14 protein-coding genes and 1 pseudogene are annotated in these 15,888 nt (G+C 67.3%); 9 read left to right on the forward strand and 6 right to left on the reverse strand.

What is annotated here, in order from left to right; all coding sequences use genetic code 11:
- The first annotated feature begins 14 nt into the window (after positions 1-14).
- Positions 15-1,403: an 8-oxoguanine deaminase gene (locus BM345_RS26055; RefSeq protein WP_093385724.1), complete on the forward strand. Its 1,389-nt coding sequence runs from the start codon at positions 15-17 to the stop codon at positions 1,401-1,403.
- Positions 1,404-1,445: 42 nt separating this feature from the next.
- On the opposite strand, the gene BM345_RS26060 is transcribed toward BM345_RS26055, so the two are convergent.
- Positions 1,446-2,651 carry a urate hydroxylase PuuD gene (locus BM345_RS26060; protein ID WP_093385726.1) on the reverse strand — a complete coding sequence of 402 codons (1,206 nt, stop codon included), beginning with the start codon at positions 2,649-2,651 and terminating at the stop codon, positions 1,446-1,448.
- 197 nt (positions 2,652-2,848) lie between these two features.
- Positions 2,849-3,664, reverse strand: coding sequence for a xanthine dehydrogenase accessory protein XdhC (gene xdhC, locus BM345_RS26065; RefSeq protein WP_093385729.1), 816 nt, complete (start codon positions 3,662-3,664; stop codon positions 2,849-2,851).
- 59 nt (positions 3,665-3,723) lie between these two features.
- Between xdhC and BM345_RS26070 the strand changes: the two genes are divergently transcribed.
- Complete coding sequence (locus BM345_RS26070) at positions 3,724-4,230, forward strand: hypothetical protein (RefSeq protein WP_093385731.1); 507 nt, start codon at positions 3,724-3,726, stop codon at positions 4,228-4,230.
- A gap of 140 nt (positions 4,231-4,370) precedes the next feature.
- On the opposite strand, the gene uraH is transcribed toward BM345_RS26070, so the two are convergent.
- Positions 4,371-4,721: a hydroxyisourate hydrolase gene (gene uraH / locus BM345_RS26075; RefSeq protein ID WP_093385734.1), complete on the reverse strand. Its 351-nt coding sequence runs from the start codon at positions 4,719-4,721 to the stop codon at positions 4,371-4,373.
- A gap of 91 nt (positions 4,722-4,812) precedes the next feature.
- Here uraH and BM345_RS26080 point away from each other — a divergent pair, with 91 nt between their 5' ends.
- From BM345_RS26080 to BM345_RS26095, 4 genes are read left to right on the forward strand one after another with little or no spacing between them, the layout of a single operon-like run.
- Positions 4,813-5,478 carry a GntR family transcriptional regulator gene (locus BM345_RS26080; RefSeq protein WP_093385736.1) on the forward strand — a complete coding sequence of 222 codons (666 nt, stop codon included), beginning with the start codon at positions 4,813-4,815 and terminating at the stop codon, positions 5,476-5,478.
- A gap of 43 nt (positions 5,479-5,521) precedes the next feature.
- Positions 5,522-6,475, forward strand: a complete 954-nt coding sequence (gene puuE / locus BM345_RS26085; protein ID WP_093385739.1) for an allantoinase PuuE — start codon at positions 5,522-5,524, stop codon at positions 6,473-6,475.
- A 2-nt stretch (positions 6,476-6,477) separates the two neighbouring features.
- On the forward strand, positions 6,478-8,253 hold the full coding sequence (gene uraD / locus BM345_RS26090; RefSeq protein WP_093385895.1) for a 2-oxo-4-hydroxy-4-carboxy-5-ureidoimidazoline decarboxylase: 1,776 nt from the start codon (positions 6,478-6,480) through the stop codon (positions 8,251-8,253).
- 3 nt (positions 8,254-8,256) lie between these two features.
- The gene (locus BM345_RS26095; RefSeq protein WP_093385741.1) at positions 8,257-9,483 is read left to right on the forward strand and encodes a M20 family metallopeptidase; all 1,227 of its coding nucleotides are present in this window, start codon (positions 8,257-8,259) and stop codon (positions 9,481-9,483) included.
- Positions 9,484-9,684: 201 nt separating this feature from the next.
- Here BM345_RS26095 and BM345_RS26100 read toward each other — a convergent pair whose 3' ends face one another.
- From BM345_RS26100 to BM345_RS26110, 3 genes are all read right to left on the reverse strand, one after another.
- The gene (locus BM345_RS26100; protein WP_093385744.1) at positions 9,685-10,686 is read right to left on the reverse strand and encodes an aldo/keto reductase; all 1,002 of its coding nucleotides are present in this window, start codon (positions 10,684-10,686) and stop codon (positions 9,685-9,687) included.
- A 69-nt stretch (positions 10,687-10,755) separates the two neighbouring features.
- Positions 10,756-11,067, reverse strand: a complete 312-nt coding sequence (locus BM345_RS26105; protein ID WP_093385746.1) for an acylphosphatase — start codon at positions 11,065-11,067, stop codon at positions 10,756-10,758.
- 81 nt (positions 11,068-11,148) lie between these two features.
- The gene (locus BM345_RS26110) at positions 11,149-12,570 is read right to left on the reverse strand and encodes an amidohydrolase (protein WP_093385749.1); all 1,422 of its coding nucleotides are present in this window, start codon (positions 12,568-12,570) and stop codon (positions 11,149-11,151) included.
- A 164-nt stretch (positions 12,571-12,734) separates the two neighbouring features.
- Here BM345_RS26110 and BM345_RS26115 point away from each other — a divergent pair.
- From BM345_RS26115 to BM345_RS26125, 3 genes and pseudogenes are all read left to right on the forward strand, one after another.
- Positions 12,735-14,236, forward strand: a pseudogene (locus tag BM345_RS26115) (NCS1 family nucleobase:cation symporter-1).
- 27 nt (positions 14,237-14,263) lie between these two features.
- Positions 14,264-15,031, forward strand: coding sequence for an aspartate/glutamate racemase family protein (locus BM345_RS26120; protein ID WP_093385752.1), 768 nt, complete (start codon positions 14,264-14,266; stop codon positions 15,029-15,031).
- Positions 15,032-15,093: 62 nt separating this feature from the next.
- Entirely contained in the window at positions 15,094-15,819 is a 726-nt protein-coding gene (locus BM345_RS26125) for a GntR family transcriptional regulator (protein WP_093385754.1), read from the forward strand.
- The last annotated feature ends 69 nt before the right edge of the window (positions 15,820-15,888 follow it).

Genomic DNA, 15,888 nt, shown 5'->3' on the forward strand with positions numbered 1-15,888 from the left:
GGATTGTCTGCGCTATGGCAACGCTCCTGATTCGCGACGCCCAATGCGTCGCCACCTTCGACGATCGACGCAGCGAACTGCGCGATGCCTCCATTCTGATCCGTGACCATGTGGTCGAGGCCATCGGCCCCGCCGACGCGCTGCCGCGCGAGGCCGACGAGGTGATCGACGCGCGCGGCCACCTGGTGGTGCCGGGGCTGGTCAACACGCACCACCACATGTACCAGTCGCTCACCCGCGCCATTCCCGGCGTGCAGGATGCCGAGCTGTTCTCGTGGCTGCGCGGCCTGTACCCGATCTGGGCCGGGCTCACGCCCGAGATGGTGCAGGTGTCCACGCAGCTGGCCATGGCCGAGCTGCTGCTGTCGGGCTGCACCACCAGCAGCGACCACCTCTACATCTACCCCAACGGCGTGCGGCTGGACGACAGCATCGAGGCGGCGCACGAGATCGGCATGCGCTTCGTGGCCACCCGCGGCAGCATGAGCGTGGGTGCCTCCCAAGGCGGCCTGCCGCCCGACCGCGTGGTGGAGCGCGAGGACGCGATCCTGAAGGACACGCAGCGCCTCATCGAGACCTGGCACGACAAGTCGCACGGCGCGATGGTGAACGTGGCGGTGGCGCCCTGCTCTCCCTTCTCGGTCAGCCGCGACCTGATGCGCGAATCGGCCACCATGGCGCGCGCCTTCGGCGTGCGGCTGCACACGCACCTGGCCGAGAACGACCACGACATCGCCTACAGCCGCGAGAAGTTCAACTGCACCCCGGCCGAGTACGCGCAGGACCTGGGCTGGCTGGGCCACGACGTGTGGCATGCGCACTGCGTGAAGCTGGACGAGGCCGGCATCGCCCTGTTCGCGAAGACGCGCACCGGCGTGGCGCACTGCCCCTGCAGCAACATGCGCCTGGCCTCGGGCATCGCGCCGGTGCGCCGCATGCTCGACGCGGGCGTGCCGGTGGGCCTGGGCGTGGACGGCAGCGCCAGCAACGACGGCGCCCACATGGTGAACGAGGCGCGGCAGGCAATGCTGCTGGCCCGCGTGGGCCGCGCGCTGGAGCCCTTCGGCTGCGACCATGGCCCCTCGGAGATGACGGCGCGCAATGCACTTGAGATTGCGACCCGCGGCGGCGCCCAGGTGCTGGGCCGCGCCGACATCGGCCACCTCGCGCCGGGCATGTGCGCCGACCTGGCGATGTTCGACCTGCGCACGCTGGGATTCGCCGGCGGCGCGGTGCACGACCCGGTGGCCAGCCTGCTGCTGTGCGCCAGCCCGCAGGCGGCCTTCACGGTGGTCAACGGCCGCGTGGTGGTGCGCGAAGGGCAGCTCGCCACGCTGGAGCCGGAGCCGCTGGTGGAGCGTCACAACCGGCTCGCCGTGCAACTGGCGCAGGCCGCGCATTGAGGTTCAGGGCACGGGCGCATCGATCGTCCCGTGCCCCTGGCGTCACTTGGTGACGGCGCCGTCCTGGAACCACTTGCCCAGCAGCGCACGCTCTGCATCGGTGATCTGGGTGGCGTTGTTCATCGGCATGATCTTGGTGACCACTGCCTGCTGGTAGATGCCCTGGGCGTGCTGGGTGACGTCGGCCGGCGTGTCCAGGCGCACGTTCTTCATCTGCACCGCGGCGCCGTGGCACATGTAGCAGCGCTGCTCCAGCACCTTCTGCACCTCGCCGTACGACACCTTCTGCACGGCCGCGCCGGGCGCCGGCTCCGGCGTGGGTTCGGGGCGCATCCAGACGATGGTCAGGCCCAGCACCACCACGCCCAGCATCGCGTAGGGCAGCGGGTTGCCGGCGTTGCCCAGCTTGAAGCGGTGGCGCACCACGAAGAACTGGCGGATGGCCGCGCCGCCCAGCATGATCAGCAGCAGGACGACCCAGTTGTACTTGTGCGTGTAGGTGAAGCTGTAGTGGTTGCTCAGCATCGCGAACAGCACCGGCAGCGTGAAGTAGGTGTTGTGCACGCTGCGCTGCTTGCCGCGGGCGCCGTGGATCGGGTCCACCGGCTTGCCTTCGCGCAGCGCAGCGACGTTCTTGCGCTGGCCGGGAATGATCCAGAAGAACACGTTGCCGCTCATGGTGGTGGCCATCATGGCGCCCACCAGCAGGAAGGCGGCGCGGCCGGCGAACCAGTGGCAGGCCAGCCAGGCGGCCGCGGCCACCAGCAGGGCCACCAGCACGCCGACGATGGTGTCGCCGTTCTTGCGCTGGCCGAAGAGCTGGCAGATGGCGTCGTAGGCCATCCAGAACACCACGAAGAAGGCCAGCGCCACGCCGATGGCGGCGCCCGGCTGCCAGTCCATCTTGCTCTTGTCGATGAGGTAGGTGCTGGCGTTCCAGAGGTAGGACATGGTGAACAGCGCGAAGCCGGTCAGCCAGGTCGAATAGCTTTCCCAGTAGGACCAGTGCAGGTGGTCGGGCAGCTTCTTGGGCGCCAGCGCGTACTTCTGCATGTTGTAGAAGCCGCCGCCGTGCACGGCCCACTGCTCGCCGCCCACGCCCTTGTCCAGCGACTCCGGGTCCTGCGGCTTCTCGAGGCTGTTGTCCAGCATCACGAAGTAGAAGGAGGCGCCGATCCAGGCGATGGCGGTAATGACGTGGACCCAGCGCAGCAGCAGGTTGGCCCAGTCGAGGTAGTAGCTTTCCATGTGAGGCTCTCAACCTTGGCGGCGCTTGGGCGCCGCTTCTTGTGTGGACCTGCTCACCACTGCGGGCGCTGTAAGCAGAGAATTGACCGCGAACGACAGACGGGGGACCCGCCTCGCTCCGCTGCGGCTACTGTGGACTGAAGTGTATACAGTTTTGGAATCTGATCGTAGTGGGCACGCGCCGCGGGCCTTAGTGGTTAACCCTGAGAGATCGATTGCAACAACTGTGCCGACACCGCCACGGCGATCACCTCCGGCTCCTTGCCGGTGATGCCCGGCACGCCGATCGGGCAGGTGATGTGGTCCATCTCCGCCTCGGTGAAGCCGCGCGCCTCCAGCCGGTGCCGGAAGGTGGCCCACTTGGTCTTGCTGCCGATCAGGCCGATGTAGGGCAGGTCGCCCTTCTCGCGCTGGCGCTTGAGGCAGGCGATGACGATGTCGAGGTCTTCCGCGTGGCTGAAGCTCATGATGAGCACGCGTGAATTCGTGGCCAGCTGCGCCACCGCGTCCTGCACCGGCTCGGAATGCTCGGTCTCGATCTGCACCGGCAGCTGCGGCGGGAACACGCCGTCGCGGCTGTCGATCCAGCGCACCGAGAAAGGCAGCGTGGACAGCAGCCGCGCCAGCGCCGCGCCCACGTGGCCGCCGCCAAAGAGGGCGACCGGGTTCAGGTGTGCGGTGAGCTCGGTGCGCAGCGCGGCGATGTCGGCCTCGGAGATGCGCTGGTAGCTAAGGTAGACCACGCCGCCGCAGCACTGCCCCAGGGTGGGGCCCAGCGGATAGCGGCGCACGCCCTCGATGGCCGTGCCGCCGTCGGTCCAGGCACGCGCTTCCTGCGTGGCCTGGAATTCGAGTTGCCCGCCGCCGATGGTGCCGGTGAGGTCATCCTCCCACACCGCCATCCAGGTGCCCTTCTCGCGCGGCGCCGAGCCCTGCGTGGCATGCACGCGCACGAGCACGCCTTGCTCGCCCCTGGCGAGCCGCGCCAGCAATGTGTCGACCAGGCCGTTCATGTGTGAAAGCGAAACCTCGTGTTGCGGCGCAGCGTGCGGAGCACGGTATAAATCCGCCGATGCATTTTGAACGCCTGTCCCGACGCCTTGCCTTCGCCGGCCTTTTCCTTGCAACCCTCATCGTGGCCGGCTGCGGCACCGCGCCCGACGGCGCCGTGCGCGGACAGATCAGCGACGCAGAAGCCCCCGGAAGCATTGCCGCCCGGCCGACGCCGCGCGCCAGCAACGCCGCCACGGCGCGCGACTACCGCCGCGATGCCGCCGGCCACGTCTACGCCCTCAACCAGAACCGCATCTACAAGGGCAAGCTGCCGCCGCTGCTCTACGCCATCGGCACGCTGGAAGTGAACCTCGACGCCCAGGGCCGCGTGCGCTCCGTGCATTGGCTGCGCGCGCCCAAGCATGCGCCGGAGGTCATCAAGGAGATCGAGCGCACCGTGCTCGCCGCCGCGCCCTACCCGGCCGCAACGCGGCTGGGCGCGGTGACCTGGACGGACACCTGGCTGTGGGACGAGAGTGGCAAGTTCCAACTGGATACCTTGAGCGAGGGCCAGCTTCAAGATTAGCCCCGGGAGACGGCTGTCAGGCATCTCTTCGCCAGCCCCGCACCGGGGAACCGGCTTCGCCGGGCCCCTGGTGGGGTCGCCCCCTCGGGGGGTGGCGAATTACACGCAGCGAAGCGAAGTGAAAAGCCGGGGGGCGCCATTCAGGAGCCACGGTAGGTGGAATAGCTCCAAGGGCTGACGAGCAAGGGCACGTGGTAGTGCTGGTCGGTATGCGCCACGCCGAAGTCCAGCGCCACCTTGTTCAGGAAGTTCGGCTCCGGCAGCTTCACGCCCTTGGCCTTGAAGTAGCCCGCGACATCGAACACCAGGCGGTAGGTGCCCGTCTTCAGGCTGTTGTTGTCGTACAGGGGGCCGTCGCTGCGGCCGTCGCTGTTGAGGTTGAAGCGCTTGACCAGCGTGGCTGCATCGCCTTCGGTGGTGTAGAGGGCCACCTCCATGCCGGCTGCAGGGCCGCCATGCATCGTGTCCAGAACGTGAGTGCTCAATCCCATGGTGGGGCTCCTTCGCGTGGCAAGAATGGGCCGGGAAAATCCGGTGGACAAAAGTGTATACAGTTCTGGGCTTTAGGGCTATCATGAATTCATGGACTCGACCACGACCCGTGCCATCGTCGACGCGCTCACCAAGGCCATCGTCGAACACCGCCTGCAGCCCGGCAGCAAACTTGCCGAGCAGAAGCTGGCGGACCACTTCGGCGTGTCGCGCACGCTGGTGCGCCAGGCCCTCTTCCAGCTCTCGCAGAACCGCCTGATCCGCCTGGAGCCCGCGCGCGGCGCCTTCGTGGCGGCGCCGGCGGTCGACGAGGCGCGGCAGGTGTTCGCGGTGCGCCGCATGCTGGAGGCCGAGATGGCGCGCGAGTTCGTGCGCAACGTCACGCCGGCCAAGATCAAGGCGCTGAAGGAACACGTGGCGCTCGAAAAGGCCTCGGTCGGCGGCGAGGACATCTCCGGCCGCACCGAGCTGCTGGGCGACTTCCATGTGCGCATGGCCGAACTCATGGGCAACCAGGTGCTGGCGCAGATGCTGGGCGAGCTGATCTCGCGCTGCGCGCTCATCACCCTCATGTACCAGAGCAAGTCCGCGGCAGCGCATTCCAATGACGAGCACGCCGACATCGTCAAGGCCCTCGCGGCCAAGGACGAAGAGCTTGCCGTCAAGCTCATGACCGAGCACCTCCTGCACGTCGAGGCCAACCTCACGTTCGACCGCAAGGTCCCCACCAGCGACATCGCGCTGGCCCTGTCCTGACGCCTTCTCCCGGCGTCGCCCTCCACCTCATTCGACCCGCAACATGGCTGCTGTCTACGACTCCACCCTGCCCTATCCGCGCGACCTGGTCGGCTACGGGCGCAATCCGCCGCATGCGCAGTGGCCGGGCCAGGCCCGCATCGCCGTGCAGTTCGTGCTGAACTACGAGGAAGGCGGCGAGAACGCCACGCTGCACGGCGACGCCGGCTCTGAGCAGTTTCTCTCGGAAATGTTCAACCCCGCGAGCTTTCCCGATCGCCACATCAGCATGGAAGGCATCTACGAATACGGCTCACGCGCCGGCGTGTGGCGCATCCTGCGCGAGTTCGAGAAGCGTGGCCTGCCGCTGACCGTGTTCGGCGTGGGCATGGCGCTGGAGCGCTACCCCGATCTGGCCGTCGCCTTCAAGGAAGCGGGCCACGAGATCGCCTGCCACGGCCACCGCTGGATCCACTACCAGAACCTGGACGAAGCCACCGAGCGCGAGCACATGCGCCTGGGCATGGAAGCCATCGAAAAGCTCACCGGCGAGCGCGCCGTGGGCTGGTACACCGGCCGCGACAGCCCGCGCACCCGACGCCTGGTGGCCGACTACGGCGGCTTCGAATACGACAGCGACTACTACGGCGACGACCTGCCCTTCTGGATGAAGGTGCAGAAGAGCGACGGCGAGGTGGTGCCGCAGCTCATCGTGCCCTACACGCTGGACTGCAACGACATGCGCTTCGCGCTGCCGCAGGGCTACTCGCATGCCGATCCATTCTTCCAGTACATGAAGGACAGCTTCGACGCCCTCTACGCGGAGGGCGACGAGGCGCCCAAGATGATGTCCATCGGCATGCACTGCCGCCTGCTGGGCCGCCCCGGCCGCATCACCGCACTGCAGCGCTTCCTCGACCACATCGCCCAGCATGACCGCGTGTGGGTATGCCGCCGCGTCGACATCGCCCGGCACTGGAAGAAGACGCACCCCTTCAACAACACCCAGGGAGCATGAACATGGCATTGACCGTCGAACAACTGAACACCGCCACGCCCGACGACGCGGCCAACCTCCTGGAAGGCGTCTACGAGCATTCGCCGTGGATCGGCCGGCGCGCGATGGCCTCGCGGCCCTTCCGCTCGCTCGCGCATCTGAAGGAGGTGCTGGCGCACGTGGTGTCCACCGCCTCCGAGGCGGAGCAGCTGGGCCTCATCAAGGCCCACCCGGAGCTGGCCGGCAAGGCCATGGTGAGCAAGACCCTCACCGCCGAGAGCACCAACGAGCAGGGCAAGGCCGGCCTGACGGACTGCACGCCCGAAGAGTTCGACAAGATCCAGAAGCTCAATGCCGAGTACAACGCCAAGTTCGGCTTTCCCTTCATCCTGGCGGTGCGCGGCCCGCGCGGCACGGGCTTGAGCAAGCGCGAGATCATCGAGACCTTCGAGCGCCGGGCCTTCAACCATCCCAGCTTCGAGCGTGGCGAGGCGCTGCGCAACATCCACCGCATTGCCGAGATCCGGCTGAACGACAAGTTCGGCGTGGAGCCTTTGCTGGGCAACGACGTGTGGGACTGGCAGGAGCAGCTCGCGCAGCACACCGACCCGGGCTACGCCGAGAAGAATCAGCTCACCGTCACCTACCTCACGGACGCGCACCGCGCCTGCGCCGCGCAGATCGCCGGCTGGATGCGCGAGGTCGGCTTCGACAGCGTGAAGATCGACGCCGTGGGCAATGTGGTGGGCCGCTACGAAGGCGCGACGCCCGACGCCAAGACGCTGCTCACCGGCAGCCACTACGACACGGTGCGCAACGGCGGCAAGTACGACGGCCGCCTGGGCATCTTCGTGCCCATGGCCTGCGTGCGCGAACTGAAGAAGCAGGGCCGCCGCCTGCCCTTCGCCTTCGAGGTGGTGGGCTTCGCCGAAGAGGAAGGCCAGCGCTACAAGGCCACCTTCCTCGGCTCGGGCGCGCTCATCGGCCACTTCGACACGAAATGGCTGGACCAGAAGGACGCCGACGGCATCAGCATGCGCGAGGCCATGCAGCACGCGGGCCTGAAGACCGAGGACATCGCCGGCATCCAGCGCGACCCGGCCAAGTACCTGGGCTTCGTCGAGGTGCACATCGAGCAGGGCCCGGTGCTCAACGAGCTGGACGTGCCGCTGGGCATCGTCACCTCCATCAACGGCGGCGTGCGCTTCGTCGGCGAGGTGATCGGCATGGCCAGCCACGCCGGTACCACGCCCATGGACCGCCGCCGCGACGCCGCCTGCGCCATTGCCGAGCTGATCCTGTTTGCCGAGAAGCGTGCGGCGAAGGACGGCGACTCGGTCGCCACCGTAGGCATGCTGGAAGTGCCCAACGGCTCCATCAACGTGGTGCCGGGCCGCTGCAGGTTCAGCCTGGACATGCGCGCGCCCACCGACCCGCAGCGCGACGCCATGGTCAAGGACGTGCTGGCCGAGCTGGCCGCCATCTGCGAGCGCCGCGAAGTCCGCTACACGCTGGAGGAATCCATGCGCGCCGCCGCCGCGCCCAGCGCACCGGCCTGGCAGCAGCGCTGGGAGAAGGCTGTCGACTCGCTGGGCGTTCAGCTCTTCCGCATGCCCAGCGGCGCCGGCCACGACGCCATGAAGCTGCACGAGGTGATGCCGCAGGCCATGCTTTTCGTGCGCGGCATCAATTCCGGCATCAGCCACAACCCGCTCGAATCGAGCACCAACGACGACATGCAGCTGGCCGTGGAAGCCATGCAGAAGCTGCTGGACAATCTCGCACTGGAACAGGACTGACCCATGACCGACTACACCAAGCTCGACGCCTGGATCGACGCCCACTTCGACGAGGAAGTGAAGTTCCTGCAGGAACTGGTGCGCGTTCCCACCGACACCCCGCCCGGCAACAACGCGCCGCATGCCGAGCGCACGGCCGAGCTGCTGGAAGGCTTCGGCCTCGCGGCCGAGAAGCACCCGGTGCCCGCGCAGGAAGTGAAGGACTACGGCATGGAGTCCATCACCAACCTGATCGTTCGCCGCCAATACGGTGAGGGCGGCCTGAAAGTGGCCCTGAACGCGCACGGCGACGTGGTGCCGCCCGGCGAAGGCTGGGCGCACGACCCCTACGGCGCGCAGATCGAGGACGGCCAGCTCTTCGGCCGCGCCGCCGCGGTGAGCAAGAGCGACTTCGCCACCTTCACCTTCGCGCTGCGCGCCCTGGAGGCCGTGGCCAAGCCCGCAAAGGGCGGCATCGAGCTGCACTTCACCTACGACGAGGAATTCGGCGGCATCCTGGGCCCGGGCTGGCTGCTGAAGAACAAGCTGACCAAGCCCGACCTGATGATCGCGGCCGGCTTCAGCTACGAGGTGGTCACGGCCCACAACGGCTGCCTGCAGATGGAAGTGACGGTGCACGGCAAGATGGCCCACGCGGCCGTGCCCGACACCGGCATCGACGCGCTGCAGGGCGCGGTCCACATCCTCAACGCGCTGTATGCGCAGAACGCCGAGTACAAGAAGGTCACGTCCAAGGTCGAGGGCATCACCCACCCCTACCTGAACGTGGGCCGCATCGAGGGCGGCACCAACACCAACGTGATCCCCGGCAAGGTGATGTTCAAGCTGGACCGCCGCATGATCCCCGAGGAGAACCCGGCCGAGGTGGAAGCCACCATCCGCCGCGTGATCGCCGAAGCGGCGGCCCAGAAGCCCGGCATCACGGTGGAGATCAAGCGCATGCTGCTGGCCAACTCGATGAAGCCGCTGGCGGGCAACAAGCCGCTGGTGGACGCCATCCAGAAGCACGGCGAGACGGTCTTCGGCGAGCCCATCAAGGCCATGGGCACGCCGCTGTACACGGACGTGCGCCTGTACGGAGAAAACGGGATTCCGGGCGTGATCTACGGCGCCGGCCCGCGCACCGTGCTGGAGTCGCACGCCAAGCGCAACGACGAGCGCGTGGCACTGGAAGACCTGCGCCGCGCGACCAAGGTGGTGGCCCGGACGCTGGCCGACCTGCTGGCCTGAGGGCCTCGCCGGCTACACCAAAACCGACCCGGTGGCCCGCCACCCGGTCGGTTTTTCCGGGATTTCTTGTCCCCTCAAAACGGGGACAAGCCTGTGGAAAACTCGCCTCGATTCCCGGCGGGGCCTTGCCCTACAAGGCTTTGCGCCAGACTGCCTGTGCAAACAGCAGTGGGAAAGTCGCTGTGGCCTGCACGCCGCATGTCAACGCGGCGCGTCTCCTTTTCTGTATTCGTGCGTGACTTCGTCCAGTTGCTGTTTCAGCGCTGGGTCGATCACGTAGCTGGCGCCGGCGATGGTTGCGTCCAGTTGCTCCGGCTTGCTTGCGCCCAGCAGCGGCGCCGTGATGCGCGGGTTGGCCATCACCCAGGCGACCGACAGCGTGGCCAGCGGCACGCCGGCTTCGTCGGCCAGCTTCTGCAGCTTCGCCACGGTGTTGAAGCTGCGATCGTTCCAGTAGCGGTCCTGATACATGCCGCCGGCCGTGCCCAGGGTGAAGCGCGTGTTCTGCTCGGGCTTCATCTCGGCCTTGTACTTGCCGCTGAGCAGGCCGCCGGCCAGCGGGTTGTAGGGAATCACGCCCAGGCCTTCTTCCTCGCACAGCGGCAGCAGCTCTCGCTCGATCTCGCGGAACAGCAGGCTGTAGCGCGGCTGCACGCAGACGTAGCGCGACAGGCCTTTCAGGTCGGCCCGGCCCAGCGCCCGTGCCAGCCGGTACGCCAGGAAATTGGAGACGCCGATGTAGCGCGCGCGGCCGGACTTCACGATCACGTCCAGCGCCTCCAGGCTTTCGTCCAGCGGGGTGTCGCGGTCGTCGCTGTGCAGCTGGTAGAGGTCGACGTAGTCGGTCTGCAGGCGCTTGAGCGAGGCGTCGATGGCGTCCAGCAGGTGCTTGCGCGAGGCGCCCTGGTCCCAGGGGTGCGGGCCCATCTTGCCCACCGCCTTGGTCGCCAGCACGTAGTCGCCGCGCTGCTTGTTCTTCAGCCAGCGGCCGATGATCTCCTCGGTGCGGCCGGCAGTCTCCAGCGTGCCGCCCAGCGGATAGACGTCCGCGGTGTCCAGGAAGTTGATGCCGGCGCCGGTGGCCTTGTCCAGGATCTGCTGCGACACGGCCTCGTCGGTCTGCAGGCCGAAGGTCATGGTGCCGAGCGCCAGGCGCGACACGGTGAGGCCGGTGCGGCCGAGGCGGGTGCTGGGGATGCTCATGGGATCGTCGCTCCTCGGGAAAGGGAGCGGGGATCATAGGAAGCTTTGCCCGCGTCTGCAGGCGACGGGTCAGACGCTGGGCCGGCGCTCGAAGCTGTCCAGCTTGCTGCAGGGTCGCGGCAGGACCTGCACATCCAGCGAATCGACCCTCGCGCCAGGCACATGGTGGCGCAGCCAGTCGCACATCGCATCCAGCACCGCGGGCCGGCCTTGCAGCACCGCCTCCACCGTGCCGTCGGCGCGATTTCGCACCCAGCCGGCTACGCCCTGAGATCGGGCGTGGCGCACGCAGCTTTCCCTGAAGCCCACGCCTTGCACGCGGCCATGGGCCAGGACGCGGCGGCACTCGGTGTCGGGCTTGTCTTCGGTGGGAGAGTCCATGGCGCCATTCTGCGGCTCGTCCGGGTCAGCGCGTGTCGGCGACTTGCTCCCGGCAAACCGGACCACAAGGGGCGGTGCAGCTCATGCGGCCGGCACTGCGCCGTGCACGAGCCGGCCCTTGTGAAAAACGGCATTGCGCGCCGGCAGCCGCGCAACCGCTTCGGCCGAGCAACTTGCCGGCAGTAGATTGAAGCTCGCCTCGTCCCCGGCCTTGGGCCACACCTGCTGTCCCTTGTCGTCCAGCGGTGTGACGAAGCCGGTCGCATAGCCCAGCGCGCGGCTGATCTCGTACTCGGTGCTGGCGTACTGCAGCCGGGCAATCTCCTGCGCTTTCTGCAGGATGTCGCAGTTGCCGAACGAGTTCCACCAGTCCATGACGCTGTCCGTGCCGCAGATCACGTTGACGCCCGCCTCGTGCACCTCGCGCAGCGGCATGGCGCCCTTGCCCAGCGGGACCCCGCTGGCCAGGGTGATGCCCAGCGCCTTCATGCGGGCCACGATGTCCTTCAGTTCTTCCTTGGAGAGTTCGGCAAGGGCATAGGCATGGCTGAAGGTCACCTTGCCTTGCAGCTGCTTGTTCTTCTCCACGTGGTCCATGAAGCGGTTGAATGCGGGAATGGCAGTGGCCCGCGGCTCATGGATGTGGATGTCGATGCCGACGTTGAAATCGGTCGCGAGCTGAACCGTGGTGTCGACCGACTTCTCCATGTCGCGGTCGAAGGAGGTGGGATCGACCCCGCCCACATAGCCGACACCGCCCGACTTCAAGGCCTCGCGCATCAGCCCCACGCTGTCGGAGGCCAGGAGGCCGTGCTGCGGAAAGATGATGATCGCCGACTCGAGCGTGCCCTTGGATCGCTCCAGCGAGGTCTTGAGATGCTCGAGATTGCCCAGCTTGCTGACCGGGTCGACATTGCAATGGCTTCGGCACACGGTCGTGCCCTGCGAATGCATGAGGCGGATCATCGCGGCCGTTCGCTCTTCGGCCACCGGGAGCAGCTTGGGCAGCAGCTCCTTCTCCTGGGCGACACGGTCTGCCCTTCCATGCTGCGTGGGAAGGGTCGCTTCCCAGGGGCCGCCGTAGAAGCTCTTGTCCAGGTGGATGTGCATGTCGCGAAAGGTCGGCAGCATCAACTGGCCTTGTGCGTCGTAGACCGGTGCATCCGAGGAACCCGCCGGTGCCGCGTCCATGATTTCTGCGACCTTGCCATCGGCGATGCGCAGGGTCTTCAACTCGGTCCGGGTGCGGGTGATGACCGGCCTGTCGAGCCAGGCCCTGCTTTCCTCGACGAAGCCGGTCTCCAGACGGACCTTGCTCAGGTAGTAGGCGTTCGGCAGGGCCTGCACGCTCGAAACGGGCGTGGTGACCTTGCTCACGTCGATCACGGACGCAGCGGCGGCCTTTTCACTGTGGCCCACCAGGCTGGCTCCAAGGGCCAGGCCTCCGGCGCCTACGCCGCCCATGAAGCCGCGACGGGAAACAACTGACCTTGGATTGCCCATGTTCGACTCCTGATCGACAAAGGCCCAAGGGTAAACACGGACGCCCGATTGCAGAAACTTCCTTGATTGCACCCGATTTTTGTATACAAATATAGGGCGCAATCGAAAAGCCAACCTCCGCCTTCCAGGTCACCGACCTGACCAACGCCACAGGAGCCAAAGTCATGAATTCAGCTGTCACACAAGCCGCCGCGCCACTGCCCGGCACCGGCCTTGCCGCCGATGCCGGGCATGTGGAGCATTCCAATGCCCTTATCAAGCCGGGCTACGACCGGCGCCTGACCAACGAAGACCTCGCGCCGCTGAAGAAGCAGACCTGGGGCCAATACAACATCTTTGCCTTCTGGATGTCCGACGTGCACAGCGTGGGCGGCTACATCACTGCCGGCAGCCTGTTCTCGCTGGGCCTGTCGAGCTGGCAGGTGCTGGTCTCGCTGCTGGTGGGCATCGTCATCGTGCAGTTCTTCTGCAACCTCGTGGCCAAGCCCAGCCAGCTGACGGGCACGCCCTACCCGGTGATCTGCCGCGCCTCCTTCGGCGTGCTGGGCGCAAACGTGCCGGCCGTGATCCGCGGCCTGATCGCCGTGGCCTGGTATGGCATCCAGACCTACCTGGCCTCCAGCGCCTTCATGCTGCTGGCGCTGCACTTCTTTCCCCACCTCGCGCCCTATGCCGACGTGAAGCTGCACGGCTTCGTGGGCCTGTCCGCGCTGGGCTGGGTCGCCTTCATGACCATGTGGGTGCTGCAGGCCTTCGTGTTCTGGCACGGCATGGAAGCCATCCGCCGCTTCATCGACTGGGCCGGCCCCGCGGTGTACGTGGTGATGGCAGCGCTGTGCGGCTGGCTGGTGTGGAAGGCCGGCTGGCAGAACATCGACATGAACCTGGGCGGCCTCAAGTTCCAGGGCTGGGAAGCGCTGCCGGTGATGCTGAGTGCCATCGCACTGGTGGTGAGCTACTTCAGCGGCCCGATGCTCAACTTCGGCGACTTCTCGCGCTACGCCAAGAGCTTCAACGCGGTGAAGAAGGGCAACTTCTGGGGCCTGCCGGTCAACTTCCTATTCTTCTCGCTGCTGTCGGTGATCACCTCGGCCGCCACGCTGCCGGTGTTCGGCGAACTCATCACCGACCCGGTGCACACCGTTGCCAGGATCGACAGCACCACCGCCGTGGTGCTGGGCGCCCTCACCTTCATGATCGCCACCATCGGCATCAACATCGTGCCAACTTCGTGTCGCCGGCCTTCGACTTCTCCAACTGCGCGCCCAGCAAGATCAGCTGGCGCACCGGCGGCATGATCGCCGCGGTGGGCTCGGTCTTCATCACGCCCTGGAACCTCTACAACAACCCCGAGGTCATCCACTACACGCTGGACATCCTGGGCTCCTTCATCGGCCCGCTGTTCGGCATCCTGATCGCCGACTTCTACCTGGTGCGCAAGCAGAAGGTGGACGTGGATGCGCTCTACACCATGAGCCCCAAGGGCGCCTACTGGTACACCAACGGCATCAACCGCAAGGCGGTGGGTGCGCTGATCCCCTCGGCGCTGATCCCCACGCTGTGCGTGCTGATCCCGGCCCTGCACGGCGCAGCCAACTACGCCTGGTTCATCGGCATGGGCCTGGGCTTCGTGAGCTACCTGATGCTCTCGCGCCGCGCATCCTGATTTCCTGCCTCCTCTTCCACCACTGCCATGCGAATCAAAGTCATCAACCCCAACACCACGCGCAGCATGACCGACACGATCGGCGAGTGCGCGCGGGCGGCGGCCCGGCCGGGCACCCAGATCGTGGCGGTCAGCCCCGCGATGGGGCCGGCCTCCATCGAGAGCCACTACGACGAGGCGCTGGCAGTGCCGGGCCTCCTGCAGGAAGTGGCCACCGGCGAGCTGGAAGGCATCGACGGCTACGTCATCGCCTGCTTCGGCGATCCGGGCCTGCAGGCGGCGCGCGAGCTGGCGCGCGGGCCGGTCATCGGCATCGCGCAGGCGGCCATGCACCTGGCCAGCCTGGTGGGCAGCCGCTTCAGCGTGGTCACCACGCTGGCCCGCACCACGGGGCAGGCCTGGCACCTGGCCGAGATGTACGGCATGAAGCGCTTCTGCGCCAACGTGCGGGCCTGCGAGATCGCGGTGCTGGACCTGGAGAAGCCCGGCTCCAACGCCCGCGAGCGCATCGTCGAGGAATGCCGGCGAGCCCTCGCCGAGGACGGCAGCGACACCATCGTGCTGGGCTGCGCCGGCATGGCCGACCTGTGCGAGCACATCAGCCAGCAGCTGGGCGTGCCGGTGATCGACGGCGTGGCCGCCGCCACGCAGCTGGTCGAGTCGCTGGTGAACCTGCGCCTTCGCACCAGCAAGCACGGCGAGCTGGCGCATCCGCTGCCCAAGCCCATGAGCGGGCTGCTGGCGGACTTCGCCCTGCCCGCGCGCGGCAAGCCGGTGCTGCAGCGCGCCGCGTGAGGCGGCCGGGCCCCCAAACGCTGGGGGCGCGGCGGCGCGCACAAACTGGCCACAATCGGCCCATGCCCGCTGCCACCGAAAAACCTGCCGCCGCCAACCCGATGCCCGACAAGAGCGCGACCATCGAGAGCATCGCGCAGGACATCGCCACCGCCATCGTCGAGAAGCGCCTGCCGCCCGGCACCTGGCTGCGCGAGGAGGCGCTGGGCCGCGTCTACGCGGTCAGCCGCACCAAGATCCGCGCGGCGCTGCTCACCCTGTCCAAGGACAAGCTGATCGAGATGATTCCCGACAAGGGCGCCTTCGTGAGCCGGCCCAGCGTGACCGAGGCGCGCGAGGTCTTCGGCGTGCGACGCCTGCTGGAGGGCGAGGTGGTGCGCCTGTTCATCTCCAAGGCCAAGGCGACCGACTACAAGGCGCTGGAGCAGCACATCCGTTTCGAGCGCAGCGCCCTGCAGTCGGGCACCACCACTGGCACCGTGCGAGAGCGGCTGCTGGGCGACTTCCACGTGGCCATGGCCGAGGCCACCGGCAATGCCACGCTCACCGAGCTGGTGCGCGAGCTGGTGGCTCGCAGTTCGCTCATCGCCATGCTCTACCACTCGTCCAACGATCCGCACTGCTCCTCGGACGAGCACTCGGAGCTGCTGCGCGCTTGCCGCGGCGGCAACGTGCAGGCCGCGGTGGACTGCATGGCCGAGCACCTGGCCCGCATCGAGGCCAACCTGGACCTGGACAACGAGACGCCCAACCGGCAGCTGGATCTGGTGAAGGCCCTGTTGGCCTGAGCGCTCCGCGGCACGAGGATTGCTGGCCTCTGGCGGAATCGGGGTTTACCGCCATACGGTCTGCATGCT

Origin of the sequence: Variovorax sp. OV329, from assembly GCF_900114785.1 — a bacterium.
Taxonomy (GTDB): Bacteria; Pseudomonadota; Gammaproteobacteria; order Burkholderiales; family Burkholderiaceae_C; genus Variovorax.

Bases quoted from the DNA above. Each gene is read 5' to 3' on its own strand.
- BM345_RS26055 (WP_093385724.1), top strand. From the start codon at position 15: ATGGCAACGCTCCTGATTCGCGACGCCCAATGCGTCGCCACCTTCGAC.
- BM345_RS26060 (WP_093385726.1), bottom strand. From the start codon at position 2,651: ATGGAAAGCTACTACCTCGACTGGGCCAACCTGCTGCTGCGCTGGGTC.
- xdhC (WP_093385729.1), bottom strand. From the start codon at position 3,664: ATGAACGGCCTGGTCGACACATTGCTGGCGCGGCTCGCCAGGGGCGAG.
- BM345_RS26070 (WP_093385731.1), top strand. From the start codon at position 3,724: ATGCATTTTGAACGCCTGTCCCGACGCCTTGCCTTCGCCGGCCTTTTC.
- uraH (WP_093385734.1), bottom strand. From the start codon at position 4,721: ATGGGATTGAGCACTCACGTTCTGGACACGATGCATGGCGGCCCTGCA.
- BM345_RS26080 (WP_093385736.1), top strand. From the start codon at position 4,813: ATGGACTCGACCACGACCCGTGCCATCGTCGACGCGCTCACCAAGGCC.
- puuE (WP_093385739.1), top strand. From the start codon at position 5,522: ATGGCTGCTGTCTACGACTCCACCCTGCCCTATCCGCGCGACCTGGTC.
- uraD (WP_093385895.1), top strand. From the start codon at position 6,478: ATGGCATTGACCGTCGAACAACTGAACACCGCCACGCCCGACGACGCG.
- BM345_RS26095 (WP_093385741.1), top strand. From the start codon at position 8,257: ATGACCGACTACACCAAGCTCGACGCCTGGATCGACGCCCACTTCGAC.
- BM345_RS26100 (WP_093385744.1), bottom strand. From the start codon at position 10,686: ATGAGCATCCCCAGCACCCGCCTCGGCCGCACCGGCCTCACCGTGTCG.
- BM345_RS26105 (WP_093385746.1), bottom strand. From the start codon at position 11,067: ATGGACTCTCCCACCGAAGACAAGCCCGACACCGAGTGCCGCCGCGTC.
- BM345_RS26110 (WP_093385749.1), bottom strand. From the start codon at position 12,570: ATGGGCAATCCAAGGTCAGTTGTTTCCCGTCGCGGCTTCATGGGCGGC.
- BM345_RS26120 (WP_093385752.1), top strand. From the start codon at position 14,264: ATGCGAATCAAAGTCATCAACCCCAACACCACGCGCAGCATGACCGAC.
- BM345_RS26125 (WP_093385754.1), top strand. From the start codon at position 15,094: ATGCCCGCTGCCACCGAAAAACCTGCCGCCGCCAACCCGATGCCCGAC.